Genomic DNA, 20,841 nt, shown 5'->3' on the forward strand with positions numbered 1-20,841 from the left:
AGGAGTTCTCCGCTCGTCGGGCGCCGTCATTGGCACCGTAGGAGCGCTTCCACGGGGTCAGCTAGCGTCAGGTGACTGCATCAGGACGGCGGCCAGCTGGGCGCGGGACGTGATGCCGAGCTTGGGGAACATGCGGTACAGGTGCGAGCTGACCGTCCGGTGCGAGAGGAACAGCCGCTGGCCGATCTCGCGGTTGGACAGGCCCTGCGCGGCGAGCTCGGCGATCTGCGCCTCCTGCGGGGAGAGCCGCTCCCGCGGGTTCGACGTCGGCTGCCACCCGCGCTCGCCGGTCGCGCTCAGCTCCTGGTCGGCCCGCTGGGCCCAGGTCCGCGCGCCGACCGCCTCGAACGTGGCCCGGGCCGCCCGCAGCGGCTCGCGCGACTCGACGACCCGGCGCCGGCGGCGCAGCCAGGAGCCGAACGCGAGCTCGGCCCGCGCCCGGTGCCAGGGCAGCCCGCTGCTGGCGCCGTGCATGGCCGCCTTGAACAGCGGCTCGGCCGACTCGTCGTCGGCGAGCACGGCCCGGGTGTACTCCAGCGCGATGATCGACCCGGTCGCCGGTGAGCCGCCCGCGATCCGCTCGATGCCCGCCAGCAGCGCGCGGCCCTCGTCCCGCCGCCCGGTGCGCACGGCCGCCTCGGCCAGGTAGCCGAGCGTCCAGACCTGCTGAATGCGCTGGTACGCCGGGTCCGTCGGCTCGAACACCCGGCGCATCTCGCCATAGGCCTGCTCGTGCCGGTTCGCGCCGAGCTCGGCGATCCCGCGGGCCAGCTGCACGCCGGCCAGAAGCGAAGAGGCGGCGTTCGGGGTGCGCACCGCCGTGTGCTCGGCCTCCGCCAGCAGGTCGTGCCGGGTGTCCCAGCCCCGCCCGACGCCGTCGATCAGCGCCACCGCGATGCGCGCGGTCGCGGCCCACAGCGACTGCCCGGTCTCGTCGGCCAGCCGCATCGCCTCGTCGGCCGAGCTCGCCGCGTCGAACGTGCCCAGGTAGATCTCGCCCCAGGAGCGGATCGCCAGCGCCTCCGCGAGCAGGCTCATCCGGCCCTGCGCGCGCAGCTCCTGGATCGGCGTGGACAGGAACGCGACCGCGCGGCGGAAGTCGCCGGTGCAGAACGCCGCGATGCCCAGCAGGCCCGCCGCGTCCGGCTGCCCGCCGGCGTCCGCGGGCCAGTGCGCGAGCTGCTCGATCACCGCCGGCCCCTGCTCGAGCGGCTCGGACAGCGCGTTGATGGCCAGCAGCCGCGGGTCGTCGGCGGCCACCCCCAGGTGGTGCGCGGCCAGCACGATCTCGTGGCGCAGCGCCGCGCCCGGGTCGCGCCACCAGACCCGCCGGGCCGCGCCGACCAGCAGCTGCATGGCGAGCTCGACATCCGTGCCCTCGATGGCCTGGCGGGCGAGGTGGACCAGGTGGCGTACCTCGGCCGGCTCGCCCGTGGACCCGTCGTGGAAGACGCCCTCCAGCCAGATCAGCCGCGAGCGGTCGCGCGGGCGCAGCGACACCCCGGCGACCTGGGCCTTGATCTGCTCGACCTGCCCGAACCGGCCCAGCTGGAAGCCGAGCTCGGCCGCGCTGAGCAGCCGGCCGGCCTGGGCCTGCGGGTCGGGGCTGAGCGCGGCCGCCCGCTCCAGCCACGCCACGGCGGAGGCGATCGCGCCGCGGCGCTGGGCGTTGCCGGCCGCCCGCTCCAGCTCGGCCGCGATCCCCTCGTCCCGCCCGGACATGGCCGACGCCCGGTGCCACACCGCGCGGTCCGGGTGGGTCTCCAGGACGCGGGCCAGCGCCTCGTGGGCCTGCTGCCGCGTCGCGGGCGGCATGGCCCGCAGCAGCGCCGATCCGATGAGGGGATGCGCCATCTGGTACCGCTCACCGCTCGCCGTCAGCAGCCCGTTGTCGAAGGCCGGCTGCGCGGCCCCGCGGTCGAGCGGCGCGCCGTGCAGCAGCTGCGCGGCCGCGAGCACGTCCCCGAGGTCGTCGCCGTCGTCGACCGCCGCGACCGTCAGGATGGCGCCCACCGCCGGCCCGAGGTGCTCGGCCCGGGCCGCGAACGCCTGCTCCAGCCGCGTGGTCATCGGCAGGTCGTCGTCGATTTCCGCGTACCGCCCCGGCTCCAGCGCGATCGCGAACTCCCGGAGGGCGAGCGGGTTGCCCCGGGCCTGGTGCAGGACGCGCTCGCGCACCGCGGGCGGCAGGCCGGGCGCCCGGGCGTCGAGCAGCGCGGCCGCCGCGGCCCCGTCGATGCCGCGAAGTTCCACCCACTCGACCGTGTGCGCGTCGGTGAACGGCAGCGGCGCCGGCCGCGAGGTGCACAGCACCACCACCCGCTCGCTCTCGATCCGCCGCGCCACGAAGGCCAGCGCGTCGATCGAGGGCTGGTCCATCCAGTGCAGGTCGTCGAGGCAGACGAGCACCGGTGTACGCCGGGCCAGGTCGACGAGCAGCTCCAGCACCGCGAGGAACGCGAAGAACGGGTTCACCTCGACCGAGTCGCCCATCGCGAAGCAGGCGAGCAGGGCGTCGCGCTGCATGGCCGGAAGCCGGTCGGCCCTCGGCAGCAGCGGGCGCAGGACCTGGTGCAGGCAGGCGAACGGCAGGTGCGTCTCGGACTGGCTGCCGCGCGCGCTGAGCACGGTGAAGCCCTTGCCGCGCGCGTGCTCCACGGCCTCGGCCAGCAGCGCGCTCTTGCCGACGCCGGGCTCGCCGCGCAGGCCGATCGCGCTGCCGCGGTCGTCGACGTCGTCGAGGTGGCCGGAGAGGGAACGCAGCTCGTCGTCACGCCCCAGGAGTCGCACGCCTACGAGCATGCCACCCGGGGATCATCAGTGTCGCGGGGCCGCCGTCGAGGTCATCGGGGCGCCGACCTTGGCGATCAACTGGTGCAGCACGCGGTCGGACTGGTCGTGCGGGACCTGGCAGGTGCCGGCGGCGAGGTGGCCGCCGCCGCCGTACTGCAGCATCACCTGTCCGATGTCCGTGGGCGACGTGCGGTCGAGGATCGACTTGCCCACCGCGAAGACCGTGTTGAGCTTCTGCTTGCCCCAGATCACGTGGATCGAGACGCGGGCTTCGGGGAACAGGGCGTACACCATGAAGCGGTTTCCGGCGTAGATCGTCTCCTCGTCGCGCAGGTCGACCACGACCACGTCGCCGTGCATGGTCGACACCCGCCGCAACTGCTCGACGAACAGGTCCTGCTGCTCCCGGAACAGCTCGGCGCGCTCGGCCACGTCGGGCAGGCCGAGGATCTCCTCGACGTCCTGGTGGTCGATGCAGGCGTCGATGAGCTGCATCATGAGCTGGTAGTTGGAGATCCGGAACTGCCGGAAACGGCCCAGCCCGGTGCGGCTGTCCATGAGGAAGTTCAGCAGCGTCCAGCCCGTCGGCTGCAGGATTTCGGTGATGTCGTACTGCGCCGAATCCGCCCGGTCCACCGCCACCATCAACTCGTCGGAGACGTGCGGGAAGCGCTCGGCCCCGCCGAAGTGGTCATAGATGACCCGGGCCGCCGACGGGGCATCCGCGTCGATGACGTGATTCGTCGCCTGGCCCTGGTTGTTCTTGGCGGCCCGCAGGGTCTCCGAGTGATGGTGGTCGAAGACCATGTGGGCCCCGGGCGCGTACGGCAGGTTGGTGAGAATGTCCGTCGGCCCGACCTCGACCTGGCCGTCCTGCACGTCCTTGGGGTGCACGAACGTGATGTCACCGATGAGGTCGAGATGGCGCAGCAGCACCGCGCAGACCAGTCCGTCGAAGTCGCTGCGGGTCACGAGACGGTACTTCACTGCACATCCCCTAAGCGCGAAACGGCCGGTCGACGGTTTCCCCATCGGCCGGCCGCCCGCGTTTGTGAGGCTTTTTAGAGAATCGAGAGGTGCACGTGGTTCGTGTGATCACTGGAGGGATCACCGGCGACGCCGCTGTAATGGTGCCAGCCGACCGCGGGTGTCCAGATCTCCTTGAACCAGATCACGTACATCACGCCGAGTTGCTGGGCGTTCTTGACGAAGTACGCGGCCAGCGTGCTGCCGTAGACGAAGTCACCGCCTGAGGCGACCCCGCCGAATCCGGACTTCGTCTGCACCGAGAAGTCACACGCGCGCCCCTTGGGGTGCTCGTACGGCCCGCTCGGCCGGAAGCAGGACACGAACCGCTTGAAGCCGTCCTTCTGCGCCTGCTGCATGGCGTGGAGCATGCGCGGGGTGATGCAGCCGGTGGTCGTGGGGTCGTTGACGTTGCACGACTCCTTCGGCAGCCCCCCGCTGGCCGTGCGCGGGACGGCCTCGGCGGTGGGCAGGTTCGCGGAGACGAAGCCCTTGCTCGGCCCGCCGGCCAGCTTCAGGGCGTTCTCCGCGTCCTTCTTCTTCTGTTCCATGGTCTGGACCTGCTGCTGCTGCGCGGCGACCTCGTCCTCGAGGGCCTTCTTCTGCGCGGCCTGGCTCTCCTTGAGCTGCTTGAGCTCGTGCAGCAGGTTGTCGTTGTGGTGGGCGATCTGGTTGATCGACCCGGCCCGCTCGGCGAAGCTGTCCGGGCTGCCCGAGTCCATCAGCGCGGCGAACGTGGTGAGGGGCCCGGTGCGGTACGCCGCGACGGCGATCGCGGCCACCTGCTCCTGGACCGTGGCCAGCTGGGCCTCGGTCTTCTGCAGCTGCGCGGTGAGCTCGCCCTGGCGCTTGACCGAGGCGTCGAACTTCTCCTTGGCCTCGGACCAGGCGCGGGTGCTGTCCTCGAGCACTGAGCCGAGGGTCGGGTTCGCGCTGGAACCCTCGTCGCCGGTGTCCCCGCCCGGCTCGGCCGCGGCGGGCGTGGCGGCGAGCCCCCCGAGCACGAATGCCGCCAGTAGCGCTACGATTACACGCCGGTAGGGATGTCGCGATGACATCTGGTTCGTTGTTCCTTCCGTCGGCCGCCGACCGAGTTAGCTGACGGGTTCGGGACGGAACGACCCCTACCACCCTCCCGGGAGAGGGTTGGATTCACCCCAACGTTACGGTGGGTCCCCGGCTCGCCACGGGTGGCGATTGGGCGGCAGCCACGCCCGGCACCGGGGGCGGTGCCCGCATGGACGTGACCGTGGGTCACTGTACCCAGGGCGCCTCCTTTGCGCACCGCACCGTTTGTGCGGAGATCGCTCGACCTTGGGTTGAGTGACTCACATCACTCCGTTTGGGCCTGCCTCAACGCAACCGTAAATATTCTTCATAAAACGATGACGTTCGCTCTCCTCCGCGTCGCGGGCTGGTCCTATGGGCCGGTCAGACGACGTGCGAAGGAGTTGATCGACGGTGTCGAGAGTGCGGGTGCTGGCCATGCTCGCCGCGGTGACCCTGGTGGGCGGGGTGGTCGCGGTCTTCAACATGCTGCCCGCGTCGGCCGCCTCATGCTCACCCGCGTGGTCCGCAACAGCGGTCTACACCGGGGGCGCCACGGTCTCCCGCAATGGCCACAACTACCTCGCCAAGTGGTGGACCCAGAACGAGGCCCCGCCCGGCAACACCGGCGTGTGGCAGGACCAGGGCTCGTGCGGCGGCTCCTCGCCCCAGCCCCCGACCCAGACGGGTTCCGCGGGCGGCTGCAGCTTCCCGGCGTGGGTCCAGGGCCGCAACTACGTGACGGGCGACATCGTCAAGTTCACGGACGGCAAGTTCTACATCGCCGAGCACGAGAACCCCGGATACAGCCCGGTCATCTCCACTTGGTACTGGGACCCGTACACCTGCTCCGGCTCCGGCTCCGGTGGTGGGACCACGCCTCCGCCCTCCAGCGGCTCCTTCGTGGTGAGCGAGGCGCAGTTCAACCAGATGTTCCCGGGCCGGAACTCGTTCTACACGTACTCGGGCCTGGTGGCGGCGCTCTCGGCGTACCCCGGCTTCGCCAAGACCGGCTCGGACGACCAGCGCAAGCAGGAGGCCGCGGCGTTCCTGGCCAACGTGAACCACGAGACCGGCGGCCTGGTCTACGTCGTGGAGCAGAACACGGCCAACTACCCCCACTACTGCGACACGAGCCAGTCCTACGGCTGCCCGGCCGGCCAGGCGGCGTACTACGGCCGCGGCCCGATCCAGCTGTCGTGGAACTTCAACTACAAGGCCGCGGGCGACGCGCTGGGCATCGACCTGCTGCACAACCCGAACCTGGTCCAGACCGATTCCGCCGTGGCCTGGAAGACCGCCCTCTGGTACTGGAATACCCAGAGCGGCCCGGGCACCATGACCCCGCACAACGCCATGGTCAACGGCGCCGGCTTCGGCGAGACCATCCGCAGCATCAACGGCAGCCTGGAGTGCGGCGGCCGCAACCCGGCCCAGGTCCAGAGCCGCGTGCAGGCTTACCAGCGCTTCGTGGGCATCCTCGGCACCGGCGTGGGGGCAGGCTCGCTGTCCTGCTGATGCTCACCTGTTCGTTTTCCTTGGCGGCGGCCTCCCTGGGGTGTGGGGGGCCGCCGCCGCATGTCGCGGGGAAACACGCGCGAGTTGGCGGGGCGGGACAGGGTACCCTGTTGGGCGCGGGCTGCTAGCTCAATGGCAGAGCTGCGGACTTTTAATCCGTAGGTTCAGGGTTCGAGTCCCTGGCGGCCCACTGGTTCCCTGGAAAGGCGGGGGAGGCTTCGCCTCCACCCGCACCCCCTCACGATCTGCGACTTGAGCGCCGGGCCGCGCGGGGCTGAGCAGCCCGGGCAGATCGCCGATCGAGAGCCCGTCGTCCAGGCAACGCCAACAGGCGAATGGACGACGGCATACGGAGGGCCCGAAGGGGTCGAGCTACTCGTAGTGGTAGCGGCACTGCGCGATCTGGACTACATCGTCAACGATGCGATAGACCAGCCGGTGTTCCTGGTCGATGCGCCGGGACCAGAAGCCGGCCCAGTTGCCGCGCAGCTGCTCGGGCTTGCCGATGCCCTCGTGGCCGTTGCGGCGGATGTCCTCGATCAGCTGGTTGACCCGGCGGAGCATCTGGCGGTTCTGCTGCCAGCTCACATAGTCCTCCCAGCCACGGGAGGCGAACTGGACCTTCACGCCGCTTCCGTGCTGCCGTCCGGATCGACCAGGTCGCGGATCTCGCCGCCGCCGGCGCGGAGCTCCTCGACGGCCTCGTTGAGGCGGCGGGCGTTCGCGGGGCTCGCCATCAGGTACGCCGTCGCCTTCAGGGACTCGTACTCGCGCAAGGAGATGATGACCGCAGCCTCATGCCCGGAGCGGGTCACCACGACCTCTTCGGCGTCGTCGACGACCTGGTCGAGGACCTTGGCCAGGTTCTGCCGGACCTCTGAATAACTGACGGTGCGCATGAGCCCCCCAAATCGAACGTACAAGAAATTGTACAACCGATCGCGCCGGACGGCGCGGGACTGAGCGGACCCGGAGCGCGCGCGTCAGGCGGCGGCTGCGGCCAGGGCCTGGATCGCGGGGGAATCCTTCGCGGTGCGCCACGCCAGGGTCCACTCGCACGGGGCGGCGTCGCGGATCGGCAGGTACGCGATGCCCGGCCACGGATAGAAGCGCTCGGCCTCCGCAACCACGGCGCACACGAACCGCCCGTCGGCCACCGTGGTGAGCTGCTCATGCCACCCCGAGACCGCCGGCCCCCGGGCGATCGGGCGCCCGGCCGGGGTACGGCGCGGGTGGAAGGTCTCCTCCATCGAGGGCGGCACGGAAGTTCCGCTCAGCACCGTGCAGTCGCCCAGGTCCTCCCAGCCGATCGTCGCTCGGCCGGCCAGCGGGTGAGTCGCGCCGACCATCAGGACGATCGAAGAGGTGTGGGTGACCGGGCCGACCGTGATGTCCGGCTCGCGCACGGGGCGCCACACCAGCGCCACGTCCACCGCGTCCGCGCGGAGCTCGGCCAAGGGAGCGGTGGCCTGGATGTCGCGGACCCGCAGTTCCAGCGCCGGGTGGCGGGACTGCAGCAGCGCGCGGACGGGGCGGAGGCGCAGTGCCTGGGGGCCCATGGCGCCGATGGTCAGAACGCCGTGCACGCCGGCGACCGAGGCGGTCACGGTGCGGATGCCGTCGATGATCTGGCGGTACCCGGGAGCCAGCTCCTCCAGCAGCCGCCGGCCCGCCGGAGTCAGGCGCACGGTGCGGGTGGTGCGTTCGAAGAGCGGGGCGCCGATGTACCGCTCCTGCTTCTTCACGGCCTGGCTCACCCTGGCCGGGGTGACGTGGAGCTTCTCCGCCGTGCGACCGAAGTGGAGTTCCTCGGCCAGGGTCAGGAAGATCTCGATGTCCCGGAGCTCCACGCAGCGGCCCCCATTCTTCATCGCTGGGTTAACAGACTCTACCGATCTTGCTCCTTGGTCCCGTCGCTGGTGGCGGCCATGCTCGTGGGCAGCTCGGCGGAGGTCGGGCGGTACCCGAGGGGGTTGGGCATGGTGGGACGCGGGCTGCGCGAGGTGCTTGGGCGGCATGTCGAGTCGGGACGGATTCCAGGGCTGGTCGCGCTGGTGAGCCGGGGGGACGAGACGCACGTCGAGGTGCTCGGGACCATGGCGCACGGCGGGGGTGCGCCGATGCGGCGGGACGCGATCTTCCGGATGGCGTCCACGTCCAAGCCGGTCACGGTGGCGGCGGCGATGGTGTTGCTCGACGAGTGCCGGCTGCGGCTGGACGACACGGTCGAGCGGTGGCTGCCGGAGCTGGCCGGGCGGCGGGTGCTGAGCCGGATCGACGCTCCGCTGGACGACACGGTGCCGGCGCGGCGGCCGATCACCGTGCGGGACGTGCTGACGTCGACGTTCGGGCTCGGGATGGACATGACGGCGCTCGGTACGCCGATCATGGGGGCCGTGTTCGAGCAGGGGCTCACGCCGAACCTGCCGACGCCGATGCCCGCGCCGGACGAGTGGATGCGGCGGCTCGGGGAGTTGCCGCTGATGTATCAGCCGGGGGAGCGGTGGCAGTACCACATCGCCAGTGATCTGCTCGGGGTGCTGGTGGCCCGGGTGTCGGGGCGGCCGTTCGAGACGTTCCTGCGGGAGCGCGTCTTCGAGCCGCTGGGGATGCGGGACACCGGGTTCGACGTGCCGGGCGACAAGATGGATCGGCTGCCGCCGCTGTACGCGCCCGATCCGCAGAGCGGGGAGTTTCACGTGTGGGATCCGGCCGAGGGCGGGCGGCACAGCGCTCCCCCGGCGTTTCCGGGCGGCGGCGGGGGGCTGGTGTCGACCGCCGACGACTATCTCGCGTACTTCCGGATGCTGCTCAACCACGGCCGGCACGGCGGCGAGCGGATCCTGTCGCGGGCGGCGGTCGAGCTGATGACCACCAACCGGCTGGCGCCCGGTCCGCAGGCCGCGCGGGACGAGCTGGCCCGCGACAACGTGCACATCTCGTTCGGGCAGGGGCAGCACGGGGGCTGGGGCTTCGGCATGGCGGTGCGCACGTACCGCGGCGACTACGCGCCCGTCGGACAGTTCGGCTGGGACGGCGGCAGCGGGACCTCGACCTACGCCGATCCCGCGAACCAGCTCGTCGGCATCCTGTTGACGCAGGTGGGAGCCTCGGTGCCGGACTCGATCCAGGCGATGCACGACTTCTGGACGACGGTGTACCGCAGCCTCGACGACTGAAGCAGGGCCCGGTCGCGAAGGACCGGGCCCCACTCGTCTACTGCTGGACGATGAACTCGACCCGGCGGTTCACGGCGTTGGCGGTGGCGTCGGTGCCCTGGACCTTCGGGCGGCTCTCGCCGAAGCCCTTCGAGGACAGCCGGTCCGCCGAGATGCCGAGCGAGACCAGCGTGTCCAGGACGGTGCGCGCGCGGTTCTCGCTCAGCGTCTGGTTGCGCTCGGCCGTGCCGGTGAGGTCGGTGTGGCCCTCGATGCTCACCTTGATGTTCGGGTTGGCCTTCAGGATCGAGGCCGCGTTCTCGACCACGGCCCGGCCCTGTGCGGTGAGCGTCGCGCTGTTGTTCTCGAACTCGACCGTCGGCAGCGCGACCAGCTGGGTCTGCACCTGCTCCGGCGCGGCCGCCTGGCCCACGACCAGCTCGTTGCGCACGGTGCCCGACTTGGCCGCCGCCTTCGCAGCGGTTTCGGCCTTGTCCTTGACTTCCTGAGACGCGACGGTACCCGTAAGCGTGACCACATGATCGGTCAAGTCCACGACGCCCGCCTTGGCGTCCTTGCCCAACGCCGCCGCCACCGCGCCGAGGCCGGCCAGGTCGGTGTCGTCGGCCGCCCGCGCGGCGTCGACGGTCAGGTTGTCCTGCACGTTCTCGGCCCCGAAGGCCTGCTTGGCCGCGTCGCCGAGCTTGGCCCGGTCGCCCTCGGCCGGCACGGTGCCGGTGAGCGTCACCTTGCCGTTGTCGACGAGCAGCTTCACCGAGATCGACTGCTGCTGGACGACCGCCGGGGTCTCGACCTTGGGCGGGGCCTGGACCTCGACCACGCGGACGCCCTCGACGCCCAGCGCGACGTCGCGGGCCTTGTCCTTCTCGTCGGCCGAGCCCACCTTGACGGTGCCGTCCCGCCCGACGAACTTCACCTCGGCATCGATCCCGGCGTCGCTGAGCGCGACCTTGGTGCGGTCGGTCAGCTTGTCCTCGACCGCATGCCGATGTGGTACCTCGAACGTCACCACCAGCGCCGCCAGCCCCACGACGGCGACGCCGATCGGGATCCACGGGCTGCGCTTGCGGATCTCCCAGCCACTCGTCGATGTCGTACGGGTGGTGCCCGCCATCACGCCCGCCCGGTGTCGCGGCCGGCGACGAGGCGGCGCGTCAGATCGGCGAAGCCCTCCTCGTCCCCGTCGGCGAGGTGGGCGGCCTGGCGGGCCCAGGTGAAGATGCTGGGCGCGAAGCGGAGGCCGGCCGCCTCGATCGCGGTGCGGAGGGTGTCGACATCCGCGTCCGCCAGCTGCCGGTACGTCCTGATGCCCGCCGCGATCAGCGCCTTCGACATCTTGGGCCCGATGCCCTCGATGCGCTGCAGGTTGTCGGGCTCGACGTCCTCGACCGGCTCGGCCTGCGCGGGAACGGCCACGACGGGCTCTTCCACGACGGGCTCGGGCTCGGCCGCGACCGGCTCTTCCACGACGGGCTCGGGCTCCACCGCGACGGGCTCTTCGACGACCGGCTCAGGCTCGGCCGCGATGGGCTCGGCCGCGATGGGCTCGGCCGCGATGGGCTCCTCGACCACGACGGCCGCCGGCTCCTCGACGACCGGCTCCTCGACGGCGACGGCCGCGGGCTCCTCGACGAGCGGCTCGGTCTTCGCGGTGACCTCGCGGCCCGCGATCAGGCGGTCGGTGAGGGCCTTGAAGCCGGCCTCGTCCCCGTCGGCGAGCAGCCGGGCCTGCTGCGACCACGTCCCGAGGCTCGGCGCGAACCGCAGGTTGGCCTTGTCCAGCGCGTCTTCCACAGTGGACCGGTCGGCCGCCGCGAGCTGCTCGTACGTCGAGATGCCGGCCGCCCGCAGCGCCGCCGCGATCTTCGGGCCGATGCCCTCGATCCGCTCGAGCTCGTCCTGGGGCGACGGCGGCGCCGCGAACGCGGACTCCACGTCGGCCACGAGGTCCGCGTCGACGGCCTCCGGCTCCTCAGCCGCGACAGGCTCCTCGACAGCCGGGTCCTCAGTCACGACGACCGGCTCGGGCTCGGCGAGAGGCTCGGCGAGCGGCTCGGCGAGCGGCTCGGCGAGCGGCTCGGCGAGCGGCTCGGCCGTGGCGGAGGGCTCTACAGTGGCGACGGGCTCGGACTGGAAGGCGGCGACCGGTTCGGGTTGCGCGGTGGGTGCGGGCTCAGCCGGTACCGGCGAAGGGGCTGGTTCTGCGATGGGCTCCGGATCGGCCACCGCCGCCGCGATGGGCGCGGCCGAAGCCGGTGCCGGGGATTCGGACGAGACGGCGCGCGCGGGCGGCGCCGCTGTGGTGGACTCGGTGACGGATTCGGACGACCGGACCCGGCGCAGGCGCAGGCCCCACCAGAGGTAGCCGACCAGCAGACCGAGCAGGAACGCGAGCAGGATCAACAGGAGTGACTGGTTGGTGTACCAGACCACGACAGGCCTCCGGGGGAAAGTGACCTACGCGTGCATGCGCGCGAAGTGGGAGTTCGCGGGCAGCCTTGCACACCTGGACATCTGGCAACAGGGCCAAGCGGATGCCGTACACCCGCCCGTTATCACCGCTCAAGGGCCTGTTGATCGACGTTTCCGCAGATCGGGGGCTTTCGAAGGGGCTCTGCCGGTGCCCGGCCGACCGGAGGGCCGAGAGAAAATCGAAACGGACGGGTGCTGAACCTCACCACAACTGGAGGCGACGGAGCAATGGGGAAGACGACTCGGGTGCTCGCCTGGGCCGCGGTGGCAGCGGCCGCCGGCGGCGTCGCGTGGGCGCTGCGTGATCTCCCGGCGCAGCTCGGAGCGGTTCCGGGCGGGACGCGGGCGGACCGGATGCGGCGCTCACCGCAGTACGGCGGCGACCGGTTCGTGAACACGGTGCCGCCCGACATCCTGCCGCCGCACGCGATGCGGGACGCGTTCGTCGAGCTGGTCACGGGCAAGCAGCGGCGCAAGCCGCTCGGGGTGATCCCGGTGCGGCGGCCGGACCTCGGCGGCCGGCTGGCCCCGGACGGGCTGCACGTGACCTGGCTGGGCCACTCGACCGCGCTGGTGGAGATCGAGGGCGTGCGGGTGCTGTTCGACCCGGTGTGGAGCGAGCGCTGCTCGCCGACCTCGTTCCTCGGGCCGAAGCGGCTGCACCCGATGCCGCTGCCGATCGAGGAGCTGCCGCGCATCGACGCCGTGGTCATCTCGCACGACCACTACGACCACCTCGACCTGGCCTCGATCCGGGCGTTGCAGCGCACCCAGCAGGCGCCGTTCCTGGTGCCGCTGGGCGTGGGTGCACATCTGGAGCGGTGGGGCGTACCGGAGGATCGCCTGGTCGAACTGGACTGGGACGAGCAGGTGGACATCCGCGGGGTCACGCTGACCGCGACCGCCGCGCGGCACTTCTCGGGCCGCCGGTTCACCCGCGACGGCACGCTCTGGGCGTCGTGGGCGGTCAAGGGGGCGCACCGGAGCCTGTTCTACACGGGCGATTCCGGCTATTTCGACGGGTACAAGCGGATCGGTGAAAACCTCGGCCCGTTCGACGTCTCGCTGATCCAGGTCGGCGCCTACAACGACGCCTGGCCGGACATCCACATGAAGCCGGAGGACGGCGCCAGCGCCCACCTGGACGTGCGCGCGGGGGTGCTCATCCCGCTGCACTGGTGCACGTTCAACCTCGCGCTGCACGCGTGGTCGGAGCCGGTCGACCGGCTGGCCGAGGAGGCCCGCGCGCGGGACATCGAGCTCGTGGTGCCCCGCCCAGGTGACCGGATCGACATCGACGCGTTACCGGCTCTTGAACCGTGGTGGCGCTCTGTTGCGTGAGCTTTAAAAGCCCAGCTCAGAGCACGTGTTGCGGCCCACATGCCAGGACCCGGCAAACCCCTGGCAGGCCCCGGGCCGACCGGCGTACTGTATCGATACAGAAGGTTCTGGATCGATACAGCGGAGGGGAGGGATCCCGATCGTGGCGGCCACCTTGCAGACCATCGCCGACGAGCTGGGCGTGTCGCGGAGCACCGTCTCCAACGCGTACAGCCGGCCGGATCAGCTCTCCCCCGACCTGCGATCCCGCATCCTCGCGGCGGCCGAGCGGCTGGGCTACTCGGGTCCCAACCCGACGGCCCGGTCGCTGCGCCGCGGCAAGGTCAACGCGATCGGGGTGCTGCTCACCGACAACCTGTCGATGGCGTTCACCGACCCCTACGCGGTGGCCTACCTGCGCGGGCTGGCCGAGGCGGCCTCGGCCCGGGAGACGTCGCTGCTGCTGCTGAACCTGCCCAAGGACCCCGAGGCGGGCCGCCGGGTGATCAGCAACGCGGCGGTCGACGCCTTCTGCCTGTACTGCGTGCCGGACTGGCACATCGCGCTGGAGCTGATCCGCGCCCGCAACGTGCCGATCGTGATCGGCGAGGACCCGGACGCGTTCGGCCCCGACGCCGGCTACGTCGGCATCGACGAGCGCGCGGCCGCGCACCGGCTGGGCGAGCACATCGCCCGGCTGGGGCACCGGGACATCGCGGTGGTCGCGCACTGGATCGTCGACGCGGGCGTGACCGGGCCGGTGGACGCCGATCCGGACGCGCTGCGCTACTACGTCACCGGCCAGCGGGTCCGCGGCTTCCGCGACGCGTTCGCCGAGGCCGGGATCGCCTGGGGCCGGGTGCTGCTCATCAACGCGGCGGACAACAGCCGCGACGAGGGGGCGGCCGCGGCGGCCCAGGCGCTGGACCGGCTCGACCGGGCCACGGCCATCCTGACCACGTCCGACGTCCTGGCGCTCGGCGTGCTCGACGCGCTGCGCGTGCGGGGCCTGCGGCCCGGCCGGGACGTCTCGGTCACCGGCTTCGACGACATCGACGAGGCCGAGCCGGCCGGGCTCACCACCATCCGCCAGCCCAGCGTCGAGCGCGGGCGGCTCGCGGGCGAGCTCCTGCTCGACCCGCCCGAGGACCCGGCGCGGCGTCGCCTGACGCTGCCCGTATCGCTGGTGGTCAGGGCGACCACCGGTCCCAATACCACCAAGGAGCAGTCATGATCCCGATCGCCATGATCATCTCACTCGAGGCCGTGCACTCGGAGGCCCGCTCGGCCCTGCCGAACGCCCCGGTCGTCGACGACCGCCGCCCCGAGTCGGTCACGATGCAGAAGGTGCGCGGCTTCGCGGCCCGCACGCTGCGCGCGGCGGCCGACCGAGTCGAGCCCACGCCGGCGCTGACGTACGGCTAACGCGGTTGAAAAAAGGGGGCAGGCCACGCGGCCTGCCCCCTCCTTTTTGGTGCTTAACGAACCTCGACCGACTCCGTGGACTCGACCCGGGCCGTGTTGGCCCGGGCGCCGAGCCCGATGGCGTCGTAGTCGGCCTTGTTGAGGCCGCGCAGGATGAGCGCCCAGATGATGCCGATGACCGCGGCCACGCCGTACGCCGTCGGGAACGCCCAGACGGCGACGTTGTCCGTGCCCGGCGGGATGCCGAGCAACAGGCCGAAGTTGTCGAACACCTGCCACATCACATAGCCGAGGGCGATGGTGGCCAGGATCGGGGCGATCAGCCGCGACCACGGGTTCTCACCGCGGCCGTCCCGCGCGAAGTAGAAGATCACCGAGAGGGACGTGGCCGCGACGAGCAGCAGCACGCCGACGCCGCCCGAGGTGCCCAGCCAGAAGAACAGGTTCACCATCGGGTCCCAGCCGGCCACCGCGAACAGCACGATGGTGGCCGCGGCGATGATCGTCTGGAACAGCGAGCCGGCCATCGGGGCGCCCGAGCGGGCCCGGGTGCGGCCGAAGAACGACGGGAGGACCCGCTCACGGCCCAGCGCGAAGGCGTACCGCGCGGTCGTGTTGTGGTAGCTCAGGGCGGCCGCCGCGATGCTCGTGATGAGCAGGACGGTGCCGACGTCGCCGGTCCAGTCGCCGCCCTTCTCCACCAGCGTGATGAAGAACGGACCGCCCTGGTCGAGGGTCTGCTGGGCCTTGGTCACGGTGTCGCCGACGCCCATGCTGGCGGAGGCGGCCCAGCTCGTCAGGGAGTACGACAGCAGCATGACCCCGAGGCCCAGGAAGGTGGCCACGGCGACCGTGCGGTTCTTGCTGCGGGCCTCCTCGGAGAAGACCGGCGCGGCCTCGAAGCCGACGAACGCCGTGGTCGCGACCGCGAAGGCCGGGCCGGCGGAGTCCTTCAGCGCGCCCCAGGTCCACGGCTCGAAGCTCAGCGAGCCGCCGGCCGGGTGGCTGAAGAAGATCACGTCGAAGATGGTCACCACGATCAGCTCGGCGCCGAGCAGGATCATGAGGACCTTGCTGTTGACGTCGACCCGCAGCAGGCCCAGGACCGCGATGAACAGCCACAGGACCAGGGCCAGGATCCACCAGTCGACCTTGAGGTCCGCCTTCTGCTCGAGCAGGCCCGAGAGGAAGAAGCCGAACGCGCCGTACAGGCCGACCTGCAGCAGGTTGTAGGCGACCAGGGCCACCATGGCCCCGCCGACGCCCAGCGGCCGGCCGAGGCCCTGCGCGATGTACGAGTAGAACGCGCCCGCGTTGGTGATGTGCCGCGACATCGCGACGTAGCCGAAGCTGAACAGCGCGAGGATCACCGCGATGATCAGGAAGGCGAGGGGGAAGCCGGTCGTGCCGACGACGCCCCAGCCGGTCGAGACGAGTGCGCCCACGACCATCAGCGGCGCTGCCGCGGTCAGGGCGAACATGATGACGGACGGCACGCCCAGCCGGTCGCGGGCGAGTGCCTGTGATACCACGCTCGGTCGCGTAGGCGACGTTGCGGACATCGGTCCTCCAGGGGGTTTTGTGAGGGGGGAAGGGGAGAGGAAAGTCCGAAACCGCGCCGTCACCCGCGTTGCGACAGCACCGCGTCGCCGACCGCCGACTCGACCTGGAGGATCAGGTCGCGCAGCGGTGGCGGCAGGGCGCCGATCGCGTATTGAATCCGTCGTCCGCCCGCCGGGTCGCCGTCCCAGAGGATGTGACCGGTCAGCCCGGTCGCCTCGGCGAGGCCGGCGAGCGTCGTGTCCGCCACCCGCATGGGCTCGAAGCCGGTGAGCAGGCGGCGCAGGCGCACCACCCGCCCGGCCGGAAGGTTCACGTCGGTGGGCAGCCAGCGGGTCGAGGACCGCAGCAGCCGCCGCACCTGGGTCTGCTCCACCAGTCCGGCCCGGGCCAGGCGGGTGCCGACGTCGTCGACCGCCGTGCGCCCGAGGAACTGCAGCCAGGTGCGCACTTCGCGGTGCTGCACCTCGGCGATCATGGTGGCCAGGTTGGTGTGGGCCAGGGGGTCGCCCGGCGGCTCGCCGCTGAGCACCCGCATGCGCGGCCCCTCGACGGTGATCCGCTGCTCGAGCACCAGCTCGCCGAGCAGCGCACCGGCCAGCCCGAGCTCCATCGCGCGCGCGGAAATGCGGGACCGTCCGTCCCGGTCGTCGTGCGCTATCAAGAAGAAGTCATCGGCCAGCAGCATCGGAGCGCGTACCCGTCACCCATCGTCGCCCTCGCCGACGGGGCCCGCACCCCGTTCGGCTCACGGTCCCCAAAACCCGTGATCAGAACACTTAGGGCCCGAAAGACCGTGCGACCCAACGCGAAAGCATGCACTGTGCATTGACCGACCGCAACCGTACGGGCGCAAAATCGGATTAACGCGGTCCACCAATGCCGAATAGACGGATGTCGCCCGCCGCTATTTCACACACCGTGATGTCCGTAATTTCCACAGTCGAGCGCGGTCGATTACCGTACGAATTCGCCGGGCAATGCCGGCACACGTCTGATCGGCGGGCGGTGATGTCACCGCCCGCCGAACGAATGCGCTGCGTAATGTGCGACGAACTACGTTCGGTAGTCGCCCCGGCGCTCGGCGGACTCGGCCGCCTGGTCCACCGCCTCGAGAAGATCGTCCAGCGCGTAGCCGCCGTCGTGGCGGATGCCGTTGACGAAGAACGTGGGGGTGCCGGCCACGCCGCTGCGCACCCCGCCGACCAGGTCGCGGCGGACCCGGTCCAGGTAGAGGTGGGCCCCGACCTCGTCGCCGACCTCGGCCGAGGGCAGGCCGAGCCGCTCGACGCCGACCATGAGGCGCCGCGGGTTGATCCCCGACTGGTTGGCGAACAGCCAGTCCCGCATCGGCCAGAAGGCCTCACGCACGGCGGCGGCCTCGGCGACCTCCGCGGCGAGATCGGCATAGGGATGCACGTTCGTCAGAGGAAAGTGCCGCCACGTGTACCGCACGGTCTCCCGCCGAAGCCGCATGAGGTCCTGCAGGATCGCGTGGGCCATTCCGCAGTACGGGCACTGGAAGTCGCCGTATTCGACCAGCGACACGGGGGCGTTCGCCGGGCCGGCGGTGTGGTCGTCGGCGGTCACCGGCACCGTGAGCCGGGGCACCGAGACCTGGAAGGGAGTGGTGGTCATTCTTCAACGGTTCGCCCGCGCCGCCGCGGGCACATCACCCCGGCTGGACGGCGGAGACCAGCAGCGGGCTGCCGTTGCACCCGGTCTCGCGGTTCGGGTTCGGCACGCCGGTGACCTTGACCTGCTGGCCGTCGCGGAGTTGCGCCACCGGGGGGCCGATGAGGACCCAGTGCAGTTGGTCGGTGATCAGCTCGATGCACGTACCGGCGACCCTGATTTTGCCTGTTGCGACCACTTGCTGGAAATCGTCGGTCGGGGGCTCGACCTTGGTCGTTTTCGGCGCGCCGGGCGGAATGCTGATCGTATCTTCGGCGGCGCTCGGCGCGGTGCTCGGCGCATTGCTCGTTGCCGCGCTCGGCGGCGATGCGGGCTCGGCGGCGTTCTGTCCGGATTTATCGGATCCATCAGCACAACTCGCCAACATCAAAACCGCCAAGAGGAGGCCCAAGGGAGCTTTCATACCCACTTGGACCTCCTCCCGGTTCAATCGGTTCCCGCTCAGCCGGTGACGAGGACCGCCATCGACGTGCCGTTCTCCAGCAGCGCGAAGATCTTCACGCCGTTCTTCGGAACCTTCACGCCGTAGTAGGTGCTGGTCGCCGGGTCCTCACGGTAGTAGCTCCTGCTGTCGTCGAACAGCGGGTTGCCCCACTGGCCGCCGAGCCGGCTCGGCGCGTTGTTCGCGCCCGAGTGCAGGGTGAACGAGTCCGTCTTCGCGAACGAGAACGGCGCGTCGAAGCCCTGGACCCGCGGGCGCCACGGCGTCCCGTCGGCCTTGAGCATGAGGTCGGGGTGCGAGTCGATCGGCAGGATCAGACCCTCACCGTGGTGCTGGCTGGTGTTGTTGTCGCTGTACGAGGTGTCCCAGTAGGTGACCAGGAGACCCTGCTCGTACGGGAAGTGCTCGACGTACTGCGGCCGGTCGGCGAAGCCGAAGTTGTACGGGCCGGTCTTCATGTACTTGTCGAACGACTCGTACGTGCGGTGCGAGGCGATGTAGTAGTTGTCGTACTCCGTCGTCAGCGAGTTGCCGACGGCGGAGAAGCCGACCGCGGTCCAGCCGTTGAGGCCGTTCTCGGCCCCGTCGGCGAACACCGTGGAACCGCCGTTGGTGATGGCGATGTTGTCGGCGAAGAAGCCCTGGCCGCCCGCGGCCGGGTCGGTGAAGTACCGGAAGCGCAGCCCGACCGTCTTGCCGGCGAACGCCGACAGGTCGAACGTCGCCGGCACCCAGCCGGCACTGGTGCCGTCGATGCCGTTGCCCTCGGCCGCGGTGGTGATCGAGCCGGGGATGGCCTTGAAGCCGGTGCCGTCGTCGACCTCGACGTACGCGTAGTCACACGCGTCCGGGCCGCAGTCCTCGATGTCCCAGTTGGCCTGCAGCGACAGCGTCGTGGTGCCGGCCGGAATCGAGACGTTGCGGGTCAGCGAGTTGTCGAGGTCGTTGCCCGAGCCGCTCCACCAGGACTTGGTGCCCTCCGGTGGGGTCGGCAGCGGGGTGGAGACCTTCTTCTTCGGCAGGACGACGACGACCGCCTGCGGCTTCTTGCTGTTGTACTCGTGCGGGCCGAGGTCGATCAGCTTCGTCTTGCCGGCGTTGACCGACGTGTAGTCCAGCCAGCCGAGCTGCAGCTTGTCCCAGGCGCCGAGGTCGGCCGCGCGGGCCGCGATCCCGTTGTCGCTGGGCAGGCTCACCCGGCTCTGCGCCATGATCGTCCACCAGCTCACCGGGTTTTCGGCGTTGCCGCCGGCGCCCGAGGTGTCGTAGTGGTCCGGCAGGCCGAGGTCGTGGCCGTACTCGTGCGCGAACACGCTCAGGCCGCCGTTCTCCGGCTGGATCGTGTAGTCGCGCACCCACAGGCCGGTGTTGCCGATCTGGGTGCCACCGAGCTTGTTGAAGTCCGGCCCGCTGGTGAAGTTCTGGAACGCCGCCCAGCGGTGGCTCCAGATCGCGTCCTCGCCCTGCTGGAGGTCACCGTCGGCCTGGTCGCCGCCCGAGTGCACGATCTGGAAGTGGTCGATGTAGCCGTCGGGCTCGTTGAAGTTGCCGTCGCCGTCGTAGTCGAAGCGGTCCCACTGGTCGTAGGAGGCCAGCGTCGCCTTGATGTCGGCGTCGGACTTGCCCTGGGCCTGCTGCCCGGCGACCCAGGCGTTGATCGCGTCCTGGATCAGGTTCCAGGTGTTGCTGCAGACGTTGCCGGCGCACGGGTAGCCGTTGCTGCGGCCGTACCGGGCCTCGTTGTACGGCACCTTCACCCAGTCGGTGACCATGCCCTCGACGCTGTACCGGCCGGAGGACTGCTTCTCGTAGTACGTCTTGAGCGACTCCGCCCCGTTGCCGGAGGCGAAGTACATGTTCTCGAAGTACTGCTTGCTGAAGTCCTGCTTCCAGATGGTCGAGTTGTCGCGGCTGCGGTCCGGCTGCGGGATCGCGTTGTGCAGCGGGCCGTTGAACGTCGCCGGGCCGGCGATGGCCGGGGCCGTGTCCTGGTCCGGGTAGTTCGGGTGGCGCTGGTCGCCGAACTCGGCGAGCACCACGAAGATCTTGTCGGTCTTCTCGCGGCTCAGCTCGACGTACTTGTCGACGTGCCCCTTGCCCTTGTTGCCGTTGCCGATCTTCACGACCGTGCTCGCGCCGCGCTTCTCGGTCTGCGCCTGGCCGTTGAGGACCTGCGAGAGAGCGACCTCACGAGAGTCGCGCCGCTTGTCCTCCAACGGGTTGGGCAACTCGTCGGACGGGGCCGCGGCGTCGACGGAGGGCGACTGCTGCGCCGGCACGGCAAAGGCCGCGCCACCTCCGACGAACACCCCCATCCCCGACGCGAGCGTGAGACTGAGCAGTCCCACGGTCAACTTACGCACA

General features: G+C 70.7%; 18 protein-coding genes, 1 tRNA gene and 1 riboswitch. Of the genes, 6 read left to right on the top strand and 13 right to left on the bottom strand.

The window, feature by feature from the left end:
• Positions 1 to 57 precede the first annotated feature (57 nt).
• From ACQPZ4_RS49975 to ACQPZ4_RS49985, 3 genes are all read right to left on the bottom strand, one after another.
• Positions 58 to 2,790, bottom strand: coding sequence for an ATP-binding protein (locus ACQPZ4_RS49975; protein WP_433053540.1), 2,733 nt, complete (start codon positions 2,788 to 2,790; stop codon positions 58 to 60).
• Positions 2,791 to 2,817: 27 nt separating this feature from the next.
• On the bottom strand, positions 2,818 to 3,780 hold the full coding sequence (locus ACQPZ4_RS49980; protein WP_433053543.1) for an exopolyphosphatase: 963 nt from the start codon (positions 3,778 to 3,780) through the stop codon (positions 2,818 to 2,820).
• Positions 3,781 to 3,854: 74 nt separating this feature from the next.
• Positions 3,855 to 4,823, bottom strand: coding sequence for a coiled-coil domain-containing protein (locus ACQPZ4_RS49985; RefSeq protein WP_433053546.1), 969 nt, complete (start codon positions 4,821 to 4,823; stop codon positions 3,855 to 3,857).
• A gap of 63 nt (positions 4,824 to 4,886) precedes the next feature.
• Positions 4,887 to 5,033, bottom strand: a riboswitch (cyclic di-AMP (ydaO/yuaA leader).
• A 247-nt stretch (positions 5,034 to 5,280) separates the two neighbouring features.
• On the opposite strand from ACQPZ4_RS49985, the gene ACQPZ4_RS49990 reads away from it, so the two are divergent.
• Together ACQPZ4_RS49990 and ACQPZ4_RS49995 are read left to right on the top strand one after the other, a co-directional pair.
• Positions 5,281 to 6,384 (top strand): glycoside hydrolase family 19 protein, encoded by a 1,104-nt coding sequence (locus ACQPZ4_RS49990; protein WP_433053549.1) that lies wholly within the window; start codon positions 5,281 to 5,283, stop codon positions 6,382 to 6,384.
• A 118-nt stretch (positions 6,385 to 6,502) separates the two neighbouring features.
• Positions 6,503 to 6,574, top strand: a tRNA-Lys gene (locus tag ACQPZ4_RS49995).
• Positions 6,575 to 6,756: 182 nt separating this feature from the next.
• Here ACQPZ4_RS49995 and ACQPZ4_RS50000 read toward each other — a convergent pair.
• The 3 genes from ACQPZ4_RS50000 to ACQPZ4_RS50010 all read right to left on the bottom strand — a co-directional run bounded on the left by ACQPZ4_RS50000 (position 6,757) and on the right by ACQPZ4_RS50010 (position 8,234).
• Positions 6,757 to 7,011 (bottom strand): Txe/YoeB family addiction module toxin, encoded by a 255-nt coding sequence (locus ACQPZ4_RS50000; RefSeq protein ID WP_433053552.1) that lies wholly within the window; start codon positions 7,009 to 7,011, stop codon positions 6,757 to 6,759.
• Positions 7,008 to 7,283: a type II toxin-antitoxin system Phd/YefM family antitoxin gene (locus ACQPZ4_RS50005; protein ID WP_433053555.1), complete on the bottom strand. Its 276-nt coding sequence runs from the start codon at positions 7,281 to 7,283 to the stop codon at positions 7,008 to 7,010. The genes ACQPZ4_RS50000 and ACQPZ4_RS50005 overlap by 4 nt, the downstream gene beginning before the upstream one ends.
• 84 nt (positions 7,284 to 7,367) lie before the next feature.
• Positions 7,368 to 8,234, bottom strand: coding sequence for a LysR family transcriptional regulator (locus ACQPZ4_RS50010; RefSeq protein WP_433053558.1), 867 nt, complete (start codon positions 8,232 to 8,234; stop codon positions 7,368 to 7,370).
• Between the two features lie 129 nt (positions 8,235 to 8,363).
• Here ACQPZ4_RS50010 and ACQPZ4_RS50015 point away from each other — a divergent pair, with 129 nt between their 5' ends.
• Positions 8,364 to 9,563 carry a serine hydrolase domain-containing protein gene (locus ACQPZ4_RS50015; protein WP_433053561.1) on the top strand — a complete coding sequence of 400 codons (1,200 nt, stop codon included), beginning with the start codon at positions 8,364 to 8,366 and terminating at the stop codon, positions 9,561 to 9,563.
• A 37-nt stretch (positions 9,564 to 9,600) separates the two neighbouring features.
• On the opposite strand, the gene ACQPZ4_RS50020 is transcribed toward ACQPZ4_RS50015, so the two are convergent.
• Positions 9,601 to 10,677, bottom strand: coding sequence for an OmpA family protein (locus ACQPZ4_RS50020; RefSeq protein ID WP_433053564.1), 1,077 nt, complete (start codon positions 10,675 to 10,677; stop codon positions 9,601 to 9,603).
• Entirely contained in the window at positions 10,677 to 11,996 is a 1,320-nt protein-coding gene (locus ACQPZ4_RS50025; RefSeq protein WP_433053567.1) for a helix-hairpin-helix domain-containing protein, read from the bottom strand. The genes ACQPZ4_RS50020 and ACQPZ4_RS50025 overlap by 1 nt, the downstream gene beginning before the upstream one ends.
• Positions 11,997 to 12,263: 267 nt before the next feature.
• Between ACQPZ4_RS50025 and ACQPZ4_RS50030 the strand changes: the two genes are divergently transcribed.
• From ACQPZ4_RS50030 to ACQPZ4_RS50040, 3 genes are all read left to right on the top strand, one after another.
• On the top strand, positions 12,264 to 13,376 hold the full coding sequence (locus tag ACQPZ4_RS50030; RefSeq protein ID WP_433053570.1) for an MBL fold metallo-hydrolase: 1,113 nt from the start codon (positions 12,264 to 12,266) through the stop codon (positions 13,374 to 13,376).
• Positions 13,377 to 13,518: 142 nt separating this feature from the next.
• The gene (locus tag ACQPZ4_RS50035; protein ID WP_433053573.1) at positions 13,519 to 14,589 is read left to right on the top strand and encodes a LacI family DNA-binding transcriptional regulator; all 1,071 of its coding nucleotides are present in this window, start codon (positions 13,519 to 13,521) and stop codon (positions 14,587 to 14,589) included.
• The gene (locus tag ACQPZ4_RS50040; RefSeq protein ID WP_433053576.1) at positions 14,586 to 14,780 is read left to right on the top strand and encodes a hypothetical protein; all 195 of its coding nucleotides are present in this window, start codon (positions 14,586 to 14,588) and stop codon (positions 14,778 to 14,780) included. The genes ACQPZ4_RS50035 and ACQPZ4_RS50040 overlap by 4 nt, the downstream gene beginning before the upstream one ends.
• A 53-nt stretch (positions 14,781 to 14,833) precedes the next feature.
• Here the strand turns inward: ACQPZ4_RS50040 and ACQPZ4_RS50045 are convergent, their stop codons facing one another.
• The 5 genes from ACQPZ4_RS50045 to ACQPZ4_RS50065 all read right to left on the bottom strand — a co-directional run bounded on the left by ACQPZ4_RS50045 (position 14,834) and on the right by ACQPZ4_RS50065 (position 20,840).
• Positions 14,834 to 16,342, bottom strand: a complete 1,509-nt coding sequence (locus ACQPZ4_RS50045; protein ID WP_433053579.1) for an APC family permease — start codon at positions 16,340 to 16,342, stop codon at positions 14,834 to 14,836.
• Between the two features lie 59 nt (positions 16,343 to 16,401).
• A complete protein-coding gene (locus tag ACQPZ4_RS50050; RefSeq protein ID WP_433053582.1) occupies positions 16,402 to 17,028 on the bottom strand; it encodes a GOLPH3/VPS74 family protein in 627 nt (208 codons plus the stop codon).
• 368 nt (positions 17,029 to 17,396) lie between these two features.
• Positions 17,397 to 17,978 (bottom strand): DsbA family protein, encoded by a 582-nt coding sequence (locus ACQPZ4_RS50055; protein WP_433053585.1) that lies wholly within the window; start codon positions 17,976 to 17,978, stop codon positions 17,397 to 17,399.
• A gap of 34 nt (positions 17,979 to 18,012) precedes the next feature.
• Complete coding sequence (locus ACQPZ4_RS50060) at positions 18,013 to 18,426, bottom strand: hypothetical protein (protein ID WP_433053587.1); 414 nt, start codon at positions 18,424 to 18,426, stop codon at positions 18,013 to 18,015.
• A gap of 50 nt (positions 18,427 to 18,476) precedes the next feature.
• Positions 18,477 to 20,840 carry an immune inhibitor A domain-containing protein gene (locus tag ACQPZ4_RS50065; protein WP_433053590.1) on the bottom strand — a complete coding sequence of 788 codons (2,364 nt, stop codon included), beginning with the start codon at positions 20,838 to 20,840 and terminating at the stop codon, positions 18,477 to 18,479.
• Between the last annotated feature and the right edge of the window lies 1 nt (position 20,841).

It is taken from the genome of Dactylosporangium sp. CS-033363 (assembly GCF_050942475.1).
Classification (GTDB): Bacteria; Actinomycetota; Actinomycetes; order Mycobacteriales; family Micromonosporaceae; genus Dactylosporangium.